Source organism: Cupriavidus sp. UYPR2.512, from assembly GCF_000379565.1.
Classification (GTDB): domain Bacteria; phylum Pseudomonadota; class Gammaproteobacteria; order Burkholderiales; family Burkholderiaceae; genus Cupriavidus.
Window position 1 is genome coordinate 279,142 of record NZ_KB902852.1, and the last position, 19,596, is coordinate 298,737.

Annotated in this window: 18 protein-coding genes; 7 read left to right on the forward strand and 11 right to left on the reverse strand. The window is 64.9% G+C overall.

Going from position 1 to position 19,596, the window contains the following annotated elements:
• Positions 1–83: 83 nt before the first annotated feature.
• Entirely contained in the window at positions 84–2,102 is a 2,019-nt protein-coding gene (locus A3A5_RS0101280; protein WP_018308854.1) for an aconitase family protein, read from the reverse strand.
• A 182-nt stretch (positions 2,103–2,284) separates the two neighbouring features.
• Here A3A5_RS0101280 and A3A5_RS0101285 point away from each other — a divergent pair, with 182 nt between their 5' ends.
• Together A3A5_RS0101285 and A3A5_RS0101290 are read left to right on the forward strand one after the other, a co-directional pair.
• Positions 2,285–3,196, forward strand: a complete 912-nt coding sequence (locus tag A3A5_RS0101285; RefSeq protein WP_018308855.1) for a LysR family transcriptional regulator — start codon at positions 2,285–2,287, stop codon at positions 3,194–3,196.
• A gap of 105 nt (positions 3,197–3,301) precedes the next feature.
• Positions 3,302–4,288 carry a tripartite tricarboxylate transporter substrate binding protein gene (locus tag A3A5_RS0101290; protein ID WP_018308856.1) on the forward strand — a complete coding sequence of 329 codons (987 nt, stop codon included), beginning with the start codon at positions 3,302–3,304 and terminating at the stop codon, positions 4,286–4,288.
• Between the two features lie 54 nt (positions 4,289–4,342).
• Here A3A5_RS0101290 and A3A5_RS0101295 read toward each other — a convergent pair whose 3' ends face one another.
• Positions 4,343–5,278, reverse strand: coding sequence for a LysR substrate-binding domain-containing protein (locus tag A3A5_RS0101295; RefSeq protein ID WP_018308857.1), 936 nt, complete (start codon positions 5,276–5,278; stop codon positions 4,343–4,345).
• 120 nt (positions 5,279–5,398) lie between these two features.
• On the opposite strand from A3A5_RS0101295, the gene A3A5_RS0101300 reads away from it, so the two are divergent.
• The gene (locus tag A3A5_RS0101300) at positions 5,399–8,959 is read left to right on the forward strand and encodes an indolepyruvate ferredoxin oxidoreductase family protein (protein WP_018308858.1); all 3,561 of its coding nucleotides are present in this window, start codon (positions 5,399–5,401) and stop codon (positions 8,957–8,959) included.
• A gap of 126 nt (positions 8,960–9,085) precedes the next feature.
• Here the strand turns inward: A3A5_RS0101300 and A3A5_RS0101305 are convergent, their stop codons facing one another.
• The 4 genes from A3A5_RS0101305 to A3A5_RS0101320 form a co-directional block, all read right to left on the reverse strand.
• The gene (locus A3A5_RS0101305; protein WP_018308859.1) at positions 9,086–9,475 is read right to left on the reverse strand and encodes a cupin domain-containing protein; all 390 of its coding nucleotides are present in this window, start codon (positions 9,473–9,475) and stop codon (positions 9,086–9,088) included.
• Between the two features lie 83 nt (positions 9,476–9,558).
• Entirely contained in the window at positions 9,559–10,410 is an 852-nt protein-coding gene (locus tag A3A5_RS0101310) for an AraC family transcriptional regulator (protein ID WP_018308860.1), read from the reverse strand.
• 118 nt (positions 10,411–10,528) lie between these two features.
• Positions 10,529–11,146, reverse strand: coding sequence for a LysE family translocator (locus A3A5_RS0101315; protein WP_018308861.1), 618 nt, complete (start codon positions 11,144–11,146; stop codon positions 10,529–10,531).
• 77 nt (positions 11,147–11,223) lie between these two features.
• On the reverse strand, positions 11,224–11,847 hold the full coding sequence (locus A3A5_RS0101320; protein ID WP_018308862.1) for an FMN-binding negative transcriptional regulator: 624 nt from the start codon (positions 11,845–11,847) through the stop codon (positions 11,224–11,226).
• A gap of 83 nt (positions 11,848–11,930) precedes the next feature.
• Here A3A5_RS0101320 and A3A5_RS0101325 point away from each other — a divergent pair, with 83 nt between their 5' ends.
• Positions 11,931–13,469, forward strand: coding sequence for a PLP-dependent aminotransferase family protein (locus A3A5_RS0101325; protein ID WP_018308863.1), 1,539 nt, complete (start codon positions 11,931–11,933; stop codon positions 13,467–13,469).
• Positions 13,470–13,520: 51 nt separating this feature from the next.
• Here A3A5_RS0101325 and A3A5_RS0101330 read toward each other — a convergent pair whose 3' ends face one another.
• The 5 genes from A3A5_RS0101330 to A3A5_RS0101345 form a co-directional block, all read right to left on the reverse strand.
• The gene (locus tag A3A5_RS0101330; RefSeq protein WP_018308864.1) at positions 13,521–14,072 is read right to left on the reverse strand and encodes a hemerythrin domain-containing protein; all 552 of its coding nucleotides are present in this window, start codon (positions 14,070–14,072) and stop codon (positions 13,521–13,523) included.
• Between the two features lie 271 nt (positions 14,073–14,343).
• The gene (locus tag A3A5_RS44345; RefSeq protein ID WP_232431241.1) at positions 14,344–14,661 is read right to left on the reverse strand and encodes a hypothetical protein; all 318 of its coding nucleotides are present in this window, start codon (positions 14,659–14,661) and stop codon (positions 14,344–14,346) included.
• A complete protein-coding gene (locus A3A5_RS37485) occupies positions 14,601–15,152 on the reverse strand; it encodes an MFS transporter (RefSeq protein ID WP_018308866.1) in 552 nt (183 codons plus the stop codon). Before A3A5_RS37485 ends, A3A5_RS44345 begins: the two co-directional genes overlap by 61 nt.
• Positions 15,153–15,236: 84 nt before the next feature.
• On the reverse strand, positions 15,237–16,292 hold the full coding sequence (locus tag A3A5_RS0101340; RefSeq protein WP_018308867.1) for a 3-keto-5-aminohexanoate cleavage protein: 1,056 nt from the start codon (positions 16,290–16,292) through the stop codon (positions 15,237–15,239).
• A 61-nt stretch (positions 16,293–16,353) separates the two neighbouring features.
• The gene (locus A3A5_RS0101345) at positions 16,354–16,761 is read right to left on the reverse strand and encodes a carboxymuconolactone decarboxylase family protein (RefSeq protein WP_018308868.1); all 408 of its coding nucleotides are present in this window, start codon (positions 16,759–16,761) and stop codon (positions 16,354–16,356) included.
• Positions 16,762–16,894: 133 nt separating this feature from the next.
• Here A3A5_RS0101345 and A3A5_RS40685 point away from each other — a divergent pair, with 133 nt between their 5' ends.
• The 3 genes from A3A5_RS40685 (at position 16,895) to A3A5_RS0101355 (ending at position 19,564) form a co-directional block, all read left to right on the forward strand.
• The gene (locus A3A5_RS40685) at positions 16,895–17,743 is read left to right on the forward strand and encodes an AraC family transcriptional regulator (RefSeq protein WP_063829949.1); all 849 of its coding nucleotides are present in this window, start codon (positions 16,895–16,897) and stop codon (positions 17,741–17,743) included.
• Positions 17,713–18,237: a helix-turn-helix domain-containing protein gene (locus tag A3A5_RS45545; RefSeq protein ID WP_369797733.1), complete on the forward strand. Its 525-nt coding sequence runs from the start codon at positions 17,713–17,715 to the stop codon at positions 18,235–18,237. The genes A3A5_RS40685 and A3A5_RS45545 overlap by 31 nt, the downstream gene beginning before the upstream one ends.
• A gap of 241 nt (positions 18,238–18,478) precedes the next feature.
• Positions 18,479–19,564, forward strand: a complete 1,086-nt coding sequence (locus A3A5_RS0101355; protein WP_018308870.1) for a calcium:proton antiporter — start codon at positions 18,479–18,481, stop codon at positions 19,562–19,564.
• Positions 19,565–19,596 lie beyond the last annotated feature (32 nt).

Consider the following 19,596-nt stretch of genomic DNA (forward strand, 5'->3'; position numbering starts at 1 on the left):
GGCTTGCCCGGGGATACAGGCGCCGGCCAGCGGCGGGTTTGCGGGGCGGGCGCTGGCCATGGCGCCGTAATTCCCCCGCGCCATCAGCGGCAGCTCTGCGATGCCCGTCCTATCTGCCATGACGCGATTATCCCATTCCCTTCATAGCGCTGTTGCAACGCATGGAAGGAAGCCAATTCCCCGCAAATGGCGCTGGCGGCCACCGTTGGCGGGCTGGCAAGCCAGACCTGGCCGGGGCCCGAGCGCCCGGGAAAGTTCCGGTTGATCGAGCTGACCGTCACCTGCTCGGCCCGCTCCGAGGATCCCGGGCCACAGTTGGCGCAGGCGCCGCAGGAAGGCTGGAGGATCCGTGCGCCGACCGCCTCGAACGTTTCCAAGTAGCCCTGGCGGACGCAATAGTCCCTGACGTCGGTCGTGCCGAACTGAAGGTAGAGGGTGACGTGAGGCGCAATGCGCAAGCCTCGCTCCACGGCCCAGTGCAGGACCTCGTGATACCAGTCGAAGTCCTCGCGCTTGCCGGCCGTGCAAGAGCCGCCGTATGCGATATCCACTGGCACGCGCTGGTCCAGCGCGGCCAGCGGCAGGCCGTTGCCCGGATCACCGGGGCGGGCCACCATGGGGCTGAGCGTGCCGCAGTCGATGTCGATCGTGGTGGCAAAGACAGCGTGGTCGTCGCTTTGCATCCATGGCTCGACCTTGAAATCGATGCCGCGCCGTTCCTTGAGGAAGCGGACGGTCTCGGCGTCGGGCGCGACGATGCCGGTGAAGCCGCCGAGTTCGGCGCACATGTTCGTCAGGGTGGCGCGCTCGTCGATGGACATCGCGCGGACAGCCGTCCCGGTGAACTCGAACACCTTGCCGACGCCCGCGCCAGCCTTGATCTCGGCTTGTGCCAGCAGGTGCAGCACGACATCCTTGGCCGTGACGCCTGGCGGCATGACGCCGTCCAGCCTGACCAGAATGCACTGCGGCATGGTCATGCGCACGGCGCCGGTCACGAACGCATTGGCCATGTCCGTCGTGCCGACACCGAACGCCACGCATCCCAGCGCGCCGCTATGCGGGGTGTGAGAGTCGGTGCCCACCACGACTTGTCCGGGCAGGGCATAGCGTTCGGCCATCATCGCGTGCGAGATGCCCGCGGCATGGCTGCCCGGAGCGCTGCGGGACTCGTCCTCGGTCAGCGTGCGGTGGCAGCGGAGCTGGTAGGCGCGAACGAAATCCCGTTGCGCCGCGCACATCCTGGCGACGTTGCCGACCAGCCCGCCGCGCACGTGGGCCGGGCTTTCCGTGACATAGGAGGTGTGATCCTCAAAGACAACGATGTGGTCCGCATCCTTGAGTTGACGCGGTGTGCCGAAGGTGGCGTGCAGCAGGTGGGCGCACATGCCTGTGTAGTACTCGTGGATGAAGCGCCAGTCGGCCCGCACGAAGATGCCGTCGCCCGGAGCCGGGCTGGCCGGCGTCACCGGCGTCGCAAGCAGATGCCGGTGGACGATCTTTTCGAACAAGGTCAGCGGGCCCGTGGGCAGGGCCGGGGCCGCGGGTTCCACCTTGCTCAGGTATGCCTGCCCGAACTTCAGGAGCCCACCGTGCCGCAGGATGGATGCGGCCAGCGCGTCGCGCCCGGCGACGAGCGCGTCCGGTTCGATGGGTTCGCCTTTCTCCAGGCGGGCAAGCAGGCTGAAGTCGGTCGAGGTGAACAAGCCGATGTTGTCGGCGTTCTGGCGGTAGATGCGCTCGAAGCTGCGGGCGATGACCAGCTGGATGCCCGCCAGCTTCTCTGCTGCCGGACTGTGCTCGCGCGAGGATCCCTTGCCGTAGCGGTTGCCCGCGACCGTCACCGAAAAGCCCCCGTTGCGGATGGCGTTGGCGGTGACCGGGCAGGTTCCCTCTACCTTGTAGCCCGTATAGGGATAGCGGCCGAGCGCGTCGTCATAGTGCGTCAGGATCGGCACGGGTGTGATTTCGTCCGTGGAAACGTCGTCGCGCAGGGTGCCAGCCTGGTCCAGGGTCATGGCCTGGCCCTGGAACTGTTTTTCCATGACCGCCGCTGAGTCGGCAAGGAACAGGATGCGGCCTGTGGCATCGATGGCGCTCATGCGAGTCTCCGGTGGCATTGCGCGGGACTTTACTGCCCATTGCGCGCGGACACGAAGCGCTGATGCGGCATGGCGGCTATCTGTCCGCGGCATATTAAGGTAAACCCTTGTGCATGCGCAGGACGCGCGGCAAGGTTAGTATCAGGCGACATTCCGGATCGCCCGCAGGAGCCCACTGACCCATGCATCGCATCGATCCCGTCAATATTCAACTGTTCCTGGCAGCGGCGCGCGAAGGCTCCATCAAGCGCGCGGCCGAGACCGAGCATATTGCCCAGTCGGCGCTGAGCCGGCGCATTGCCGAGCTGGAGCGAAGCCTGGGGGTGGTGCTGTTGGTCCGCTCGCCCGCGGGCGTGGTGCTGACCGATGCCGGCGCCCGCGCGCTGGAACTGGGTCGCAAGCTGAACGCGGATATCGCCAGCTTCGCGCGCGAGGTGCAAGACCTGGGCGACCGGGTCGCCGGCGTTGTGCGCCTGTCAGCCAGCCCGTCGGCCATCATCGGTTTTCTGCCGGAACGGCTGCACGCATTCAAGGCGGCGCACCCGCTGGTCGAGATTGCGCTTTATGAGCGCTCCACCGCCGAAACCATCCGGGCCTGCCTCGATGACCGGGTCGACATCGGCATCGGCGTCGCGGCCAAGGCGCCCGGCGGCCTGGAAACCTGGCCCTTTGCCAGCGATCCGCTCAACGTTGTGATTCCGTCGTCGCATCCGCTGGCAAGGCGCAAGCGGATTCGTTATGCCGAGGTGCTTGAGCATCCGCTGGTCGTGGTCCAGCCAGGCGGCGCGCTGGACCAGGACTTGCGCGAGCAGGCGGCAAACCTGCGCCTGCCGTTCAACCAGGGCGTGGCGGTGTCCAGCTTCGAGGCCGCTTGCCGCATGGTGGAGGCCGGCCTGGGCATCGCCGTGCTTCCGGCCAGCGCCAGCGCCGCCTATGCGGGAACCCGACGCTTTGTCCGCGTGCCGCTGGATGAGCGGTGGCGCGAGCGCCAGCTGCTGGTCTATGCCCCGTACAAGCAACCGCGCTTGCGCGCGATTGCGGCCATGATCCGCGCGCTGCAGCCAGATGGGGGACCGGAAGATATGCCAGGCTGAGATACCCGGTCCAGCGGATTAGCACTCGGCCACCGCGGCGCCGCAACACTACACTCCGTCCCAAAGCCACCGCCCACGGTGCGATTCGACAAACGGAGACAAGATATGCGGACTTCGCTGTTTCGACAGGCGTGCAATGCGCTTGCGGCCCTGACCACTTTGGCATTGCTTGGCGGCCAGGCCGTTTCAGTCAGTGCGCAGGAGGCCACGCCGGTCAGGCTGATCGTACCGACCCAGCCGGGTTCGCAAGCCGACGCCGTGGCCCGCGCGCTGAGCCAGCCGCTGGGCAAGCAGCTCGGTCAATCGGTGGTGGTCGAGAATATCGCCGGCGCCGGCGGCGTGCCGGGCACCCAGCAAATCGTCAGGGCGCCGAAAGACGGGTCGACGCTTGGCCTGATCTCGTCGAATCACGTCATCAATCCGTTCATCTACAAGAACCTGCCTTATGACGCGTTGAAGGACATCACCCCGATCACGGTCATCGGCACGCTGCCGCTGGTGCTGGTGGTGAATCCCGCGGTCGGCGCGCAAACGACAAAAGAACTGATCGCGCTGCTGAAGTCGAAACCGGGTGAGCTGAACTACGGCTCGTCGGGAAACGGCACGGTCCTGCATCTGGCTGGCCAGCTCTTTGCCAGTGAAGCGAAAGTCGATATCCGGCACGTGCCATACAAGGGCGCGGGCAACTACACCACCGACCTGATCGGTGGCCAGGTGCAGATGGGCTTCCTGACAGTGCAGGCAGTGTTGCCGCTGATCAAGGCGGGCAAGCTCAAGGCGATTGCCGTGTCCACTGCGCAGCGGGTCCCGGCGCTGCCCGATGTGCCGACGCTTGCGGAGTCGGGGGTTCCCCACTACAGCTTCGACGCATGGCTGGCGATCGTCGGCCCCGCGGGGATGCCGAAGCAGGGCGTGCACGACCTCCAGTCGAAGATCAAGGCGACGCTGCAGGAACGCGACGTGCAGGAACACCTGGCGGCGCAAGGCGTGGTCGTGACCGCCACGGGCGCCGACGCGGCGGTGCCGTTCTTCAGGAACGAACTGGACAAGCACGCGCGGATCGTAAAGCAGGCTGGCGCCACGCTGAACTGAGGCGTTGGGGGTTCCCGGCAACAGCAACGGGCGCCCGCAATCGCGTATCCCGCCTCAGCTCCCGCAAGCGTGAATCAGGAACTCCCGTAGCGCATCCGCCGGCTTGCCTAGCTTGCGCCCGGGCTGCCACAGCATGCCGACCTCCATGTCCGGCACCGCATTGGCAATCGGCCGGGCCTCGATCTGCTTTCCCTCCAGCGACCAGGGGCGATACACCATGTCGGACAGCACGGTGACGCCGAAGCCATGTGCCACCAGCCCGCGCAAGGCCTCCATCGAGCCGGTCCGGAACACGACATTCGGTGCGAGCCGCTGGCTGCGCCAGTAACGCAGGGTGGATTCCTCGGCCTCGTCCACGGTGATGAGCAGATACGGATAGGCCGCAATATCGCGTAGCGAAGGCCGCTCCACGGCCAGCAGCGGGTGGCTGGCCGAGGTCCACAACTGGCGCCGGGATCGCATCAGCGTATGGCGCTGGAAGCGCTGGGGCCGTTCCAGGTTCGACAGCAGTGCGATGCCCAGCTCAATCTCCCCCGCCAGCACGGCCCGTTCGATATCCGGCCGGTCCATATCCAGCAGATCCAGTTCGATGTCCGGATAGTTGGTGCGAAAGCGCGCCAGCAGCCCCGGCAGGAAGTAGCCCAGCACCGTGTAGGAGGCGGCCAGGCGCACGCTGCCTTGCAACCCGTGCACCTGGAAACGCGGCTCGCGCAGCGCATCCTCGACCGAATCCAGGATCTGGCGAGCGTGCTGGAAGAAGAGGTGGCCTTCCGCCGTCAGCGTCACACCATGGGGCCGGCGATCGAACAGGCGTACGGCCAGGCGCTGCTCAAGCGCCAGCACAGCATTGGTGATGGCCGACTGCGAGACATGCTCGGCGGTCGCGGCCATCGAGAATTGCCCCGTCTCCGCGGCCGCGACGAAATAGCGGAACTGCCTCAGCGTGACTTCCTTGGCCAGTCTTTCCGAGCTTTCGCGCGCCTTGAGCATGGTGATCTCCGAGGTATCCGTTCTGCAGATATCAGGTGTTGGAATTCATGATTTTACGATGACGGCATGGATTTCTAAACTGCTCCGAATACAAGAGAACCAGCACGGAGACTGATAATCGTGAATGCCCCGCTGAACCCCGCCTTGCTCGAAGCCCTGGCCAGCGCCAGCCTGGACGACAAGTACACCCTGGAAAAGGGCCGCGTCTACATGAGCGGCGTGCAGGCCCTGGTTCGCCTGCCAATGCTGCAGAAGGCGCGCGACCGCGCCGCCGGCCTCAACACCGCCGGGTTTATCTCGGGCTACCGCGGCTCGCCGCTGGGCGGCGTGGACCAGGCGCTGTGGAAGGCCAAGCAGCACCTGGCGGCCAGCGACGTGGTGTTCCAGCCCGGCGTCAATGAAGACCTTGCCGCGACCGCCGTCTGGGGCAGCCAGCAGGTCAACCTGTTCCCCGGCGCCACGCGCGACGGCGTGTTCTCGATGTGGTACGGCAAGGGGCCGGGCGTGGACCGGTCCATCGACGTGCTGAAGCACGCCAATTCGGCCGGCTCGTCGCGCCATGGCGGCGTGCTGCTGCTGGCCGGCGACGACCATGCCGCCAAGTCCTCCACCGTGGCGCATCAGTCGGAGCACGTGCTGCAGGCCGCCGGCATCCCGGTGCTGTATCCCGCCAATGTGCAGGAGTACCTCGACTACGGCCTGCATGGCTGGGCCATGAGCCGGTATTCCGGCCTGTGGGTGGCGATGAAGTGCGTCACCGACGTGGTGGAGTCGACCGCCTCGGTCGAGATCGATCCCGACCGCGTGCAGATCGCGCTGCCGGAGGACTTTGTCGTGCCGCAGGGCGGCCTCAATATCCGCTGGCCCGATTCCCCGCTGGAGCAGGAAGCGCGGCTGCTTGACCACAAGTGGTATGCGGCGCTGGCCTATGTGAGGGCCAACCGGCTCAATCGCGTCGTGCTCGATTCGCCGAACGCGCGCTTCGGCATCATGACCGCCGGCAAGGCGTATCTGGACGTGCGCCAGGCGCTCACGGACCTGGGCCTGGACGATGACACCTGCGCCCGCATCGGCATCCGCGTCTACAAGGTGGGTTGCGTGTGGCCGCTGGAGGCGCATGGTGCGCGTGAGTTCGCCACCGGCCTGGAAGAGATCCTGGTGGTGGAAGAGAAGCGCCAGATCCTTGAATACGCGCTCAAGGAGGAACTGTACAACTGGCGCGAGGATGTGCGGCCCAAGGTCTTCGGCAAGTTCGACCAGCGCGGCAACGATGGCGGCGAGTGGTCGGTGCCGCGTGGCAGCTGGCTGCTGCCGGCGCACTACGAGCTGTCGCCGGCGCTGATCGCCAAGGCCATCGCCCGGCGGCTGGAACGGCTGGACTTGCCGGAAGCGGTGCGCGCACGCATTGCCGCGCGCGTGGCGCTGATCGAGGCCAAGGAGCGCGAGGCCGCGCAGCCGCGCATCGCGGTGGAGCGCAAGCCCTGGTTCTGCTCAGGGTGCCCGCACAATACGTCCACGCGCGTGCCGGAAGGCTCGCGTGCGCTGGCCGGCATCGGATGCCACTACATGACCCTGTGGATGGACCGCAATACCGACACTTTCAGCCAGATGGGCGGCGAGGGCGTGGCCTGGACCGGCCAGATGCATTTCACTGGTGACAAGCACGTGTTTGCCAACCTGGGCGACGGCACGTATTTCCACTCGGGGCTGCTGGCCATCCGCGCATCGATCGCGGCCAGGGCCAATATCACCTACAAGATCCTGTTCAATGACGCCGTGGCAATGACCGGCGGGCAGCCCATCGACGGCGTGCTGACGGTGCCGCAGATTGCGCACCAGGTGCTGGCCGAGGGCGCGAAGAAGATAGTCGTCGTCACCGACGAGCCGCAGAAGTATGGCGACGGCACCATGCTGCCGTCCGGCGTGACCGTGTTCCACCGCGACCAGCTCGACGCCGTCCAGGTTGAGCTGCGCGATACCGCGGGCGTCACCATCCTGATCTACGACCAGACCTGCGCAACCGAAAAGCGCCGCCGCCGTAAGCGCGGCACCTATCCTGACCCGGCGAAGCGCGCCTTTATCAACGACGCGGTCTGCGAGGGCTGCGGCGATTGCTCGGCCAAGTCCAACTGCCTGTCGGTGGAGCCGCTGGAGACTGAACTCGGGACCAAGCGCAAGATCAACCAGTCGTCGTGCAACAAGGATTTCTCCTGCGTCAACGGCTTCTGCCCGAGCTTTGTCACCGCCGACGGGGCACAGGTGCGCAAGCCCGCGGCAGCGGGTGGCAAAGGCACCGGCGCCGACTTCGAGTCGCTGCCGCTGCCGCGGCTGCCGGCCCTGGAACGGCCGTACGGCGTGCTGGTCACCGGCGTCGGCGGCACTGGCGTGGTCACCATCGGCGGCCTGCTGGGCATGGCATCGCACCTTGAACGCAAGGGCGTGACCGTGCTCGACATGGCTGGCCTGGCACAGAAGGGCGGGGCGGTGATCAGCCATGTGCAGATCGCCCCGGGCCCGGACGACCTGCATGCGACGCGTATCGCGACGGGTGAGGCGCGCCTGGTGATCGGGGGCGACGCCATTGTCTCGGCCTCGGCCGAAGTGCTGTCGAAGATCCGGCACGGATTGACCGCCGCCGTGGTCAACAGCGCCAACACGCCCACCGCGGAATTCATCAAGAACCCGAAGTGGAAATTCCCCGGTGCCAGTGCTGAGCAGGACCTGCGCGCCAGCGTCGGCGATGCCTGCGCGTTCTTTGACGCCAGCGCATGGGCAGTGACCCTGCTGGCCGACGCCATCTACTCCAACCCGCTGCTGCTCGGCTTTGCCTGGCAAAAGGGCTGGATCCCGCTGCAGCATGAAAGCCTGCTGCGCGCGATCGAACTCAATGGCGTGTCGATCGAGAAAAACCGCCTCGCATTCCAATGGGGACGGTACCTGGCTCACCACGGCGAGGCGACGGTGAAGGCGCTCCTGCCGGCCGCGCCGGCGGCCCAGGTCGTGTCAATGCCGCAGACGCTCGACACCCTGATCCGCAAGCGCGAGACGATGTTGACCGATTACCAGAACACCGCCTACGCCGCCCGCTACCGCGAGGCTGTCGAGCGCATCCGCGCAGCGGAGCAGCAACTGGGCATCGACCGCAAGCTGCCGCTGACCGAGGCCGTGGCCCGCAACCTGGCCAAGCTGATGGCCTACAAGGACGAGTACGAGGTGGCGCGTCTTTACACGGATCCGGCGTTCCTGGACAAGCTGCGCGCGCAGTTCGAAGGCGAGCCCGGCCGCGACTACCAGCTCAATTTCTGGCTGGCGCCGCCCTTGCTGGCCAAGGCCGACGACAAGGGCCGCCTGGTCAAGCGCCGCTTCGGTCCGCGCACGATGACGGCATTCCGCTTGCTGGCGCGCCTGAAGGGTTTGCGTGGCACGGCGCTCGATGTGTTTGGCAAGACTGCTGAGCGCCGCGCCGAGCGGGCGCTGGTCAACGACTATCTGGCCATGGTCGACGAGTTCGCCGCTTCCCTGAGCGCGGGCAACGTCGACGCCGCGCTGGCGCTTGCCGCGTTGCCAGAGGATATCCGGGGCTACGGCCATGTGAAGGAGGCCAGCATGGATGCGGCGGCGGTACGGCGGGAGGCGTTGCTGGCGCAGTATCGCGGCGCGGCCCGGCGGGCCGCGGCTTGAGGGGCGATGGTTAGCTGAAAGCGCAGGCCGTTGAGATGACACGCCCGGTCGGCCAAGAGCCGGCGGGCGTGTTAAAGAACCGGTCGGGTCACAGAAGCCCAGGCCATACAACAGGAAGGGCTGGCATCAGATCCACACGTCGTTCGGCGCGGTACGCTGGCCTCCCTGGTCGCCGGTGTTGACAACGCCGCGCGGCTCGACCAGGAGCATGTGCACTTCTTCATGCGCATAGGGCTTGTGTTCCACGCCCCTGGGCACGACATACATCTCCCCGGCATTGACGAGCACATGTCCATCGCGGAAATCGATGCGCAACTGCCCGTTGAGCACGATGAAGGTTTCGTCGGTATCGGCATGTTGGTGCCAGACGAAATCGCCAGCAATCCTGACGATCTTGAACTGGTAGTCGTTCATCTCCGCAACCACGCGCGGTTGCCAATGTTCAGTGATCAGGCCTAGCTTCTGCGCGAAGTTGATCGAATGATAGGGCGCAGCGGTGTGGTGCGATGCATTCATGACGGGGCTCGTTTCAGATCAGTCAGGCGGGAAGGGACAGTCTGCGCCGATCCGGCTACAAGGTCTTGTACGTTCGTGCAAGCTCAGCCCGATGGGCTCCGCAACGCACGCATCCAGCGTCCCGGCGAATGGCCGAACGCGCGCGTGAAGTGCCGCGTCATGTGGCTCTGGTCTGTAAAGCCCGCCCAGACGGCGGCATTGGCCAATGTTTCGCCGGCTGCTGCCAGCCGGCGCACCATGTCGAGCCGGCGCATGACAAGGTAGCGATGCGGGCTGGTGCCATAAAGCGTGCGGAAGTCGCGCGACAGGCTCCAGCGGTCACGCCCGCTGGCTTGCTCCAGTTCACCAAGGGTGACGGTGATCTCCAGGTTGTCGAGCAGGCAGGTGCGGGCGATTTCCGCGGCGCGGTAGTCCACAGCCTGGCGGCCGCGCCGTACGCCCGCGGCAGCGGCCAGGGCCTGTGCCAGGTCGAAGATGGCGTCGTCTTCCTCCAGCGGGGCCAGCGCGCAACCCATCGCCTGCAACAAGGTTTCGGTCGCGGCGTACAGCCGTGGATCTTCCGAGCGGCCGCCCGCAATGAATGGCAGTGGCTTGCCGCCTAGTGCGCGCTGGATCAGCGAAGGCTCGATATAGAGCATCCGGTATCGGAAACCGGCATCGGTGCCGGCGTGGCCGTCATGGGGCTCGTCGGGGTGTAGCACGATGGTCCCGCCGGGTGTGCTATGCGTCATGCCGCGCCGATAGGAGAAACTTTGCACGCCGGACAGCGTGCGGCCGATCGCGTAGGTGTCATGACGGTGCATGTCGTAGCCATGGCCGCCAAAGAATGCTTCGAAACGCTCGACGCGGCGAGCGGAAGCATCCCGGTGGACCCAGTCACCCTTGCCGGGAAGGTCGATGCATGATTCCGTGGATGAGGCGGTGCGATGCTTCATGGTGGTGGGCTGGGCGTGGCCGCGGTGTGCTCAGGCTGGCACAGCAGAATGCGCTGCCAGCGGGGGCGGCGGACGGGTGGGAGTGTATTGATCTTCCGGGGGGCGAACGGCCCCCTGTCTATGCCTCGCGCCGGGCCAGCGCCAGGAAGGCGCCCAAGCCCAGCATTGTGACACCCGACATCCGGGCCATCAAGCGGGCGCGAGCTTCGCGGGCGGCGCCAGACTTGAGCAGACGATGCGCGGCAAACACGACAACAACGTCAACCAGCGTATTGAGCGCTACGCAAATGCAGCCCAGCAGCACCAACTGCGGCACCGGAGATTCGCTCGCCGAGACAAACTGCGGCAGGAACGCCAGAAAGAATAGCGCCGTCTTGACGTTCAGGACTTCGACCATGATGCCCTCGGCCAGAGCGCGGCGCGCACCTTTGGATGGCATAATTTCGAGCGTGACCGGCGCTTGCTTGCGCATCAACATGCGAATCCCCAGGTACACCAGATAAGCCGCACCCAGATACTTGAGCAGGTTGAATGCCAGTGCCGACTGGGCAATGACCAGCGACAGGCCCAAGGCCGCCGCGAGCACATGGAGCAAGCCTCCAAGGGCGGTGCCGAAGCATGAAGCCAGGCCCTCGGATCGGCCGCCAGCCACCGTTCGTGCAACGACATAGGCGATGGCCGGGCCGGGGGTGATGGCGAGAACGATGGCAGCGATCAGGAAGGGGACGAATGACATGGTGTGGTGTTCGTCAATGGTGAGGCAAAGCTGAGCGCGGGCCGGGGCCAGTCATTCACGGGTTGCAAGAGGGCAATTCAACCAGCCTTGCGCATGGACTGCGCAAGTTCGCCATGCCCCCGAGCCTCCAGGGTGTCGGCGGCACTGAAGCGGTCCCGCAACGCCCTGTTCTGGCTGAGCTTGACCTTGCCCACCAGCGAAGTGATGGCGATCTCGATGCCCACGATGTTGCGCAGCATGCTGTCGATGTACTCTGGTGCGGAGTCCCCCATCTTCCAGGGCCTGGGTTCGACCGCCTCGTGCCGCCGTGTCAGACGCGCAACGAGGCGGCGGACGAAACGCTCGTCGTCCTGCACGGTGATCGTGCCGTGCGCGTGCACTACCTCGTAGTTCCAGGTCGGCACCTGGCGGTGCGCCTCATGCTTGCTCGGGTACCAGTTGGGCGAGACATAGGCCTCGGCGCCCCGGAAGACGACCATGACCGGCGAGCCGGTGGGGCAACGCTGCCAGAGTGGGTTCGCGCGGGCCACGTGGGCAGTGAGCACGCCGTGGGTTCCCTCGCCGGGATCGAACTCGAACGGGATGTGGTCGGCATCCAGTCCGGCGCTGCCTTGCGTAATCAGCATCCCCAGCGGGTGCTTGTGGATGATGCGGCTCAGTTCCTCTGGACGGTTTTCAGCAAAGTGGGCAGGAATGTACATGGCGCGGAATCGGAAGCGATGGAATATTCGATACTCTCGCCGACAACTGGCACAATCAGAAGGTCCAGTTTTCGGGATTCTTTATGGACCAGTCACGCCAGCCAGCCGGTAACCGGCCCGGAGCCACGGGCGCGGGACGCCGCATCTACGATCTTCTGCGTGCCCAGATCGCGGACGGCACACTGCCGCCGGGCGCCCGGGCGCCGTCCACGCGAGCGCTGGCGTCCGAGTTGGGGGTATCGCGTACCACCGTCACCGCCGCCTATGAACAACTGGCGGCCGAGGGCTTCCTCGTCACGGCGGTGGGGCGGGCGGCCCGAATTGCCAGCCCGTTGGCGGCACCGGCACCCGCCGGGATGACCGCAGGCCGGCGCGCCAGGTCCGCCCCAACCCTGTCCGAATTCGGGCGCCGCGTGGCGGGGCTCGGCTTGCCAGCACCGCTGCAGGCTGAACCGGTTCGCTTCGACTTCCTGTATGGGGCGGTGGCTTCCCGGGACTTTCCAACGTTGGCTTGGCGGCGTGCCTACCAGGCTGAGCTGCTGCGTCAGCAAAACAGCCTGTCCTACGCCCCGCCCGAAGGTGAGGCATCGCTGCGACGCGCCCTCCAGGGCTATTTGCGACGTGCCCGGGGACTGGCCTGCGAGGCCGAACAGGTTTTGGTGGTACATGGCTCGCAGCAGGCCATCGACCTGTGCGCACGGCTGCTGCTGGATGCCGGCGATGCCTTTGCCTTCGAAGACCCTGGCTACCTGATGGCAAGGCGCTGCTTCGAAGCCACCGGCGCCAGGTGCCAGGCCACGCCAGTGGACGGGCATGGCCTGGATACTGCCAGCCTTCCCCAGGACGATCGTGTCCGCCTGGTGTACGTGACCCCATCGCACCAGTTCCCGCTAGGGGGCGTGCTGCCGATCGGCCGGCGCCTGGACCTGCTGCATTGGGCGCAGCGCCACGATGCCTGGATCATCGAAGACGACTACGACGGGGAGTTCCGCTACGGCCAGCGCCCGATCGACACGCTGCGCTCGATCGACACCGACGGCCGCGTGATCTACGTCGGCACGTTCTCTAAGGCGCTGTCCCCGCAACTGCGGCTCGGCTACCTGGTGCTGCCGCCCGAACTGGTGCCGGTGTTCCGGCAGGCCAAGCGGCTGGCTGACCGCCATGCGCCCGTGCTGGAGCAGCGCGTGCTGGCAGCGCTGATCGAAAGCGGTGCCTACGAACGCCATGTGCGGCGCACGCGCCGGGAAAACGAGCGCCGGCGAGCGGCCTTGCTGGATGGCGTCGCACGCCACCTGCCAGGGGACGCCGAAGTCTGCGGTACGGCGGCGGGGCTGCATGTGGTGCTGTGGTTGCCGTCGCTGCGGCCTCAGGACGAGACAGCGCTGGTGGCCGCTGCGCGCAGCAAGGATGTGGGGGTCTACCCGGTATCACCGTTGTTTGCAGGGGCTCGGTCTCAGGGACCGTATCGGGCGGCCGGGTTGGTGCTGGGTTATGCGAGTTTGACGGTGGAGCAGATTCAGCGGGGGATGCAGATTTTAGGGGCGGTGATTGCGGTGATGAAGCGGGGTGTTTCCCCGCCGGGTTCTCAGGGCCAGGCTGACAACGGGTTTCAGGCAGGTTGACAACTTGATGCCATGGCTGCCGATAGGACGTGTGCTGCGTCGCCAGCCAGTCTATGCTTTCGCTTCCGCATCGATCTGTTGGCGCAACGTTGAGAATCGCTCTTCTACATTGGCTCCAAATAGTGGATCGGAACTGGCCGGATCAGTGGCGGCTATCTCTGCCCAGTCCTCTTCAGTCAGGAGCTGAGCGGCCCGCGGCATGACCTGCTTTTCCTCGGTGAAGAGATGATTGCGATAGTAGACCAAGTACATGGCCGCAGCGGCTTCCAGAGCCGTTCTGGACGTGACGATCTCATTTTCTGCTTCGTGAAGACGGTTGAGCAGTTCTTCGCCGACCGTGGCAATCACACGGTGTTCTTGCAGGAGCCGGCTCAAAACAATCCGCATGCCCGGCTCTCGATCGACGATTAGCGCGTACGCGACATCCTCGCGAGGGTGGTGCACAAGATCGCCATACTTGCGCAGGTAACCGATGATGGTGCCCATCAACCCGTAGTTTGGCGGTTCTTCCCGGTGAAAGGCGCTTACCTGCTGTTCCAGCAGGTCGAGTAATCTGGCGAAATGGATATGGTCGGTATGCCAGACAGCAAGTGGGTTGGCCATGGAGTCCTCCTGTGAGGCGGGTCAGGTAGACCCTTGAGTCCGGACTTGTATCGCACTCCCGGCGCCTCATAATCACAATAGGCCGCCTTTGCCGGGTGAGATTGACGTAGATCAAAATGCCGGTTCACGCTTCGGATCTCGCAGGTGACGAAGGACGGATCTGGCCTTTCCGCTCTTGCGTGGTCATCTGGTCCCAACGCCCAGCCCGGGTAGCGCTCTCATGCCCCGGGGCGGGGGCTTCGCGGGAAGATCATGCTGTGGCAATGGTTCCTTACCTTGTCGTCTGCAGGGGTCGCATGTCGATGGCGGGCTGCTTGCACGATGCGCGCGCGGCCAGTGCGAAGAACAGTGCCGAAGCGATAGCCAGCACATCCGTGGCCAGCAGTACGCGGGTCAGCGGCGCAGTGGTGCCATTTGCGATCAGATGGTCTGCCGCGGCGCCCACGGCCACGGTGCCAATGGCGATCGCGAAGACATTGATGCACAGCATCGTGAAGCCAGAGACTGTCGAGCGCATCTTCTGCGGCGTCATGCCCGCGAGCGCCGCATTGGCTGGGCCGTAAAGCGCCAGCGGCAGGAAGAAGCCCACGCACATGCCGATGTAGCACCAAAAGTGCCGGCCAGCAGGAAGCTGCAGCCGATGCCCAGGGGAATGCCCATGAAGAACAAGCCCATCGCCGTGCCGCGCCGCTTCTCGGAGAACAACTCGGCCAGCAAGCCCACCGCCGCTGGCACCAGCGCAGCTTCGCCGCTGGCAACGAACAAGCGTGCGATCGCCATTTGCTCGAAGGTCTGTGCATGGCCAGAGGCCCAGGTGCAGATGCTCCAGATCAGCACGCCGGCCGCGATGATCCGCGTCCGGCTGAAGCGATCCGCGAGCGTGCCCATGAACATCGCCATGACGCCGAAGCTCAGCACCCAGACCGCGCCGACCAGAAATCCGTATTGCGCATTGTTGATCGCCAGATCCTTGATGATTTGCGGCGAGAATCCCAGCAGCACGTTACGGTCGATGTGCGCGAGAAGATGGATCGTCAACAGCGTCGCCAGAACGGCAGAGGGGCTTTTCTTCCAGAACATCAGATGTCTCCAGAGCACAGGGCCATTGGGTGCGGGCCGGACGGAATTCGGTTCGCTGCCGCAGTCCGTCCGGGACTCGCCGGCTTACGCGGCCTTGCGCAAAGGAACACCGCGCTGCGCTGGCACACGGTTGGGCACCATGCCCAAGGCTTTCAGCGTCTCGTCGGTGGATTTCCAGTGGGTGCCGATCTGGTAGATGCGGCGGGCATCTTCGCCAGTGGCGATGTCGCGGTTGAGTTCGCGCGCAATGCGCACCATCTTCTCGATCTGTTGCACCGAGGTCGCGCGTTCCCGGTCGGGGCCGAACAGTGTGTCCTCGATGCCGACGCGCACATGCAGGCCCAATGCAATGGCCATGGTGTTCATTGGCACCACGTTGCGGTTCAGGGTTTCCAGCGTGAGCACCGCACCATCTGGCGTGCGTCGGGCAAACTCGAGCATGTCGGCCGGGTGCAGGCCTGAAGCGCCGCCGCCTATGGCCACGTAATTCAGGTTCAGCGGACCTTGGTACAGCCCCCTGCGGATCAGGCGCTCGAGCGTTTCCAGTTGCGCCAGATTGCCAAGCATGAATTGAGGCTGAATACCATTAGCCACCAGCCGCCTGATGTGTTCCTCATGCCACGACGGATTGGACGGGGAGACCATGTCCCGGTACGCCGCCTGCACTGCGGGATTGGTGAGCGAGGTGCCGGCGATGTCGGCCTCAGTCATCAACTCCATGATGTTCATCTGGCCGGTATTGATGGCAACGGTGACCTGGTCCGGCCGGGGATCGAGCTCCGCAATCATATGGCGCGTGTCGTCACTGGGCCACCTGGCGGCCTTTCCTTCATCTTCCGGAGCGAACGAGATGGAACCGCCCACTTGCAATACCATGTTGGGCACGGCTTCGCGCAGGCGGGCCAGCATTTCATTGAACATGGACAGGCGCTTGCTACCCTTCCCGTCGGCTTCGCGCACATGCACGTGCAGCACGGTGGCGCCGGCGTTGTAGCAGTCGAGCGCCTTCTGGATCTGCTCGTCCATCGTGACCGGGATATCGTCCGAGTCGCCGGGGATCCATTGCGGGCCGTACGGCGCGACCTGGATCACGAGTTTTTCCTGGTTCTCGGGCAGCAGGGAGTCGTCTAGGAAATGCATGGTCTGTCGTCCTCGATAAGGTACGTGGATTAAGGGATTTGGTGGGGGAGCGGATTGGTACTCAGGCGGCGGCCCGGGTGCTGGTCGTCCCGGCCTGCTCGATGGCCGCCAGTTCCTCCAGAAGAATTGGTGCCCCCAGACTGCTGGTATGGATGCCGAGCACGCTCACCGCCTGCAGCACGGCAGCAATCTCTGCCCTGGTGGCGCCAAGTTCGAGCGCCTTGCGGATGTGGCGGCGCGTGCCCGGCGCATACATATGCGTGCAGGACGCGTCCACTGCGATGGCGATGAACTCGAGCACCTTTGGCTCCAGCACGCCAGACATCACCGTGTGCGCACCCATCGCCATGAATTTCTCTGCCCAGGCAGGATCCAGTTCCGCGATGGGATCCCAGGCCGGATTCCAGTTGCCGGTCGCGCGCAGGTGATCGCAGACCGGGGTAGCCATGCCGCTCGTCTTATCGCTCATTACTCGTCTCCTTGACTGGCGCGCCGCGTGTGCGCGCCTGGTGTATCCGGAGGCAAGTATCGGATACCGGCCGATTGCCAATTTGACATCCCGGGAGTTTGAATTTACATATTGGGCAGTACGGGAAAACCTTATGGCCTACTTAGTTCGCAGTGCCGCGCTGACCGACTACGTCCGGGTGGCGCGATCCGTCGGGATTGATCCCTATCGGCACTTGAGTGATGCCGGAATTGACCGGTCTGCGTTATTGGCCTCGGACACCATGATTCCAGCCGAGGCGGTGGGGCGCCTGCTGGAGGCATCGGCCGAGGCCGCAGGCATCGAGGATCTTGGCCTGCGTATGGCGGAGACCCGCCAGCTCTCCAACCTTGGGCCGCTCGGTTTTGTGATGCAGGAGCAGCCCACGCTACGCAAGGCGCTCGACTCGGTGTCACACTACCTGCGGCTGCAGAACGAAGCGCTTCACATGCGCATCGAGGAAGCAGAGGGCATCGTCATCATCCGCGAGGACCTGCTTGGCGGCCACGCCGGCGCCACGCGGCAGGCGATGCAATTGGTGCTGGGCGTCGTGCACAGGACGCTGAGCACGCTTCTCGGCGTGGCGTGGAGGCCTCGTACCATCTGCTTCACGCATGCTGCTCCCGCCAGCCTCGCCATGTACGCGCGGGTGTTTGGAGCCCCGGTTCTGTTCGGTCAGGATTTTGATGGTCTTGTGTGCCACGCGGCCGATCTTGAGGTCGCAATCCCGGCCTACGATCCGGTCATGGCACAGCAGGTGCGCCGGTACCTGGATGCGATGCTGGCTCAGTCCAACGCGACAATGCCCGACAAGGTAAGGAGGCTTGTCATCACGCTGCTTCCTTCGGGCACCTGTTCAGTGGATCGCGTGGCGCAGCATCTGGGCGTCGGTCGCAGGACCGCCTCGCGCAGCACGGCGAAAGCTACCTGGCTATCGTCGACGCTGTGCGGGAGGACCTGGTGAAGCGGTATATCGATAGCGACGATCGGCCGCTGTCTGAAGTCGCGACGCTGGTGGGATTTTCATCATTGAGCGCATTTTCCCGCTGGTTTGGGCGCCGCTACGGATGTAGCGTTTCGCAATGGCGGAGCCAAAGGGGTAATTCGGCGGCATCCGAGGATTCAGGCACGAATGCGTCATATGACATTGGAAACGCTGCGGCAGCCGGACACCATGGCGGCATGCCTGCCGTCCTGGCCCCTTCCGATCTTCCTGCAGATCCCGACGCCGTACGCGCCATCGCGCTGGAGCAGAACCGGCTGGCGCGCGCACTGTGGGAGCAGCTCGAGAGCTTGAAGCATCGGGTCGTGCAGCCTGACCGTGCGCACGCTGGCGCCGGTTCCGAGCGCCTGCCGGGGCAAGCCGAACGCCTTGCTGCACCGCTGGGCCTGCCCCCGCCACCGGCGGCACCCAAGGTCAAAAGGGCGAGACACGACCGCAAGATTCAGCGATCGTGAAGGGGGAAAAGTGGTGCCAGGGATTCAGGAGTGTTGGCGCGCGGTGGTGCTGCCAGCAGGAGAACATGATCTAAATGACACGCAGACATCCACCGACGCGGTTGCCCACCCAAACGCAATAATCCTATTCTTGTATCGCTTGCAAGGCTTCGGCCGCGAGCTCCACTGCAGCCGCGGCTCGTCTGCGACCGCCCCGTGCGGACTCTCACATCAAAAGCAAGAACGGAAGGAGCATGCAGCGATGACAATCAACCCCAACAAATTGCCTGCATGGACCATCGTTGCGCCGTGCATTGCCTCGGCTACGCTGGTTGCCGGTGTACTGCTCTCCGGCCAAGGCTGGCTGATCGCCCTGATGGGTATCACCCTGGCCGGCGCCGTCTTTGCGAGCGTTCACCACGCCGAAGTTGTCGCCCACAAGGTCGGCGAGCCGTTCGGTACATTGGTGTTGGCCCTTGCGATCACGGTCATCGAAGTGGCGCTGATCGTCTCGGTCATGCTCTCTTCCGGCCCGGAGAATGCGGGACTTGCGCGCGACACCGTGTTTGCGGCGGTAATGATCATCTGCAACGGCATCGTCGGGCTGTGCCTGTTTGTAGGCGGCCTTCATCATCGCGAGCAGGCCTTCCAGGCGCCGGGAGCCAATGCGGCCATGGCGGTGCTGGCCACGCTGCTGGTGCTGACAATGGTGTTGCCGAGCTTCACGAGTTCCACGCCAGGGCCGATGCTGACACCCGCACAACTGGGCTTTTCAGGCGTGATGTCGCTGGTGCTGTACGGATGCTTCGTCTTCGTGCAGACCGTGCGCCATCGCGACTATTTCCTGGCGGAAGGCAGCTCGGATGAAAACGAGCACCTTCCGCCGCCGCCTGCGCGCGTGGCGATGGCAAGTGGCCTGCTGCTGATGGTCTGCCTGGTGGCGGTTGTTGGACTCGCAAAGTTGCTGTCGCCGTCGGTGGAGAACGCCATTCTGTCAGCGGGTGCTCCGCCGGCGGTGGTGGGTATCGTGATTGCCGCGCTCGTGCTGCTGCCCGAATGCCTGGCGGCATTGCGTGCGGCGCGCGCCGATCGCATCCAGACAAGCCTGAACCTGGCGCTGGGCTCAGCGCTGGCCAGTATCGGCCTGACCATTCCGACGGTAGCCGCTGTCTTCATCTGGACCGGCCAGCCGCTTGCGCTGGGGCTCGGTGGCAAGGATATTGTGTTGCTGTTCCTGACGTTGATCGTGCTGACCCTGACCCTCGGTATGGGCCGTTCTACCATCCTGCAAGGCGTGGTTCACCTCGTGATATTTGCGGCCTATTTGTTCTTGTCAGTGGTGCCATAGGGCCAGTAATCGTGGCGCACGGCAATCCACCA

Bases quoted from the DNA above. Each gene is read 5' to 3' on its own strand.
- A3A5_RS0101280 (WP_018308854.1), bottom strand. From the start codon at position 2,102: ATGAGCGCCATCGATGCCACAGGCCGCATCCTGTTCCTTGCCGACTCA.
- A3A5_RS0101285 (WP_018308855.1), top strand. From the start codon at position 2,285: ATGCATCGCATCGATCCCGTCAATATTCAACTGTTCCTGGCAGCGGCG.
- A3A5_RS0101290 (WP_018308856.1), top strand. From the start codon at position 3,302: ATGCGGACTTCGCTGTTTCGACAGGCGTGCAATGCGCTTGCGGCCCTG.
- A3A5_RS0101295 (WP_018308857.1), bottom strand. From the start codon at position 5,278: ATGCTCAAGGCGCGCGAAAGCTCGGAAAGACTGGCCAAGGAAGTCACG.
- A3A5_RS0101305 (WP_018308859.1), bottom strand. From the start codon at position 9,475: ATGAATGCATCGCACCACACCGCTGCGCCCTATCATTCGATCAACTTC.
- A3A5_RS0101310 (WP_018308860.1), bottom strand. From the start codon at position 10,410: ATGAAGCATCGCACCGCCTCATCCACGGAATCATGCATCGACCTTCCC.
- A3A5_RS0101315 (WP_018308861.1), bottom strand. From the start codon at position 11,146: ATGTCATTCGTCCCCTTCCTGATCGCTGCCATCGTTCTCGCCATCACC.
- A3A5_RS0101320 (WP_018308862.1), bottom strand. From the start codon at position 11,847: ATGTACATTCCTGCCCACTTTGCTGAAAACCGTCCAGAGGAACTGAGC.
- A3A5_RS0101325 (WP_018308863.1), top strand. From the start codon at position 11,931: ATGGACCAGTCACGCCAGCCAGCCGGTAACCGGCCCGGAGCCACGGGC.
- A3A5_RS0101330 (WP_018308864.1), bottom strand. From the start codon at position 14,072: ATGGCCAACCCACTTGCTGTCTGGCATACCGACCATATCCATTTCGCC.
- A3A5_RS37485 (WP_018308866.1), bottom strand. From the start codon at position 15,152: ATGTTCTGGAAGAAAAGCCCCTCTGCCGTTCTGGCGACGCTGTTGACG.
- A3A5_RS0101340 (WP_018308867.1), bottom strand. From the start codon at position 16,292: ATGCATTTCCTAGACGACTCCCTGCTGCCCGAGAACCAGGAAAAACTC.
- A3A5_RS0101345 (WP_018308868.1), bottom strand. From the start codon at position 16,761: ATGAGCGATAAGACGAGCGGCATGGCTACCCCGGTCTGCGATCACCTG.
- A3A5_RS40685 (WP_063829949.1), top strand. From the start codon at position 16,895: ATGGCCTACTTAGTTCGCAGTGCCGCGCTGACCGACTACGTCCGGGTG.
- A3A5_RS0101355 (WP_018308870.1), top strand. From the start codon at position 18,479: ATGACAATCAACCCCAACAAATTGCCTGCATGGACCATCGTTGCGCCG.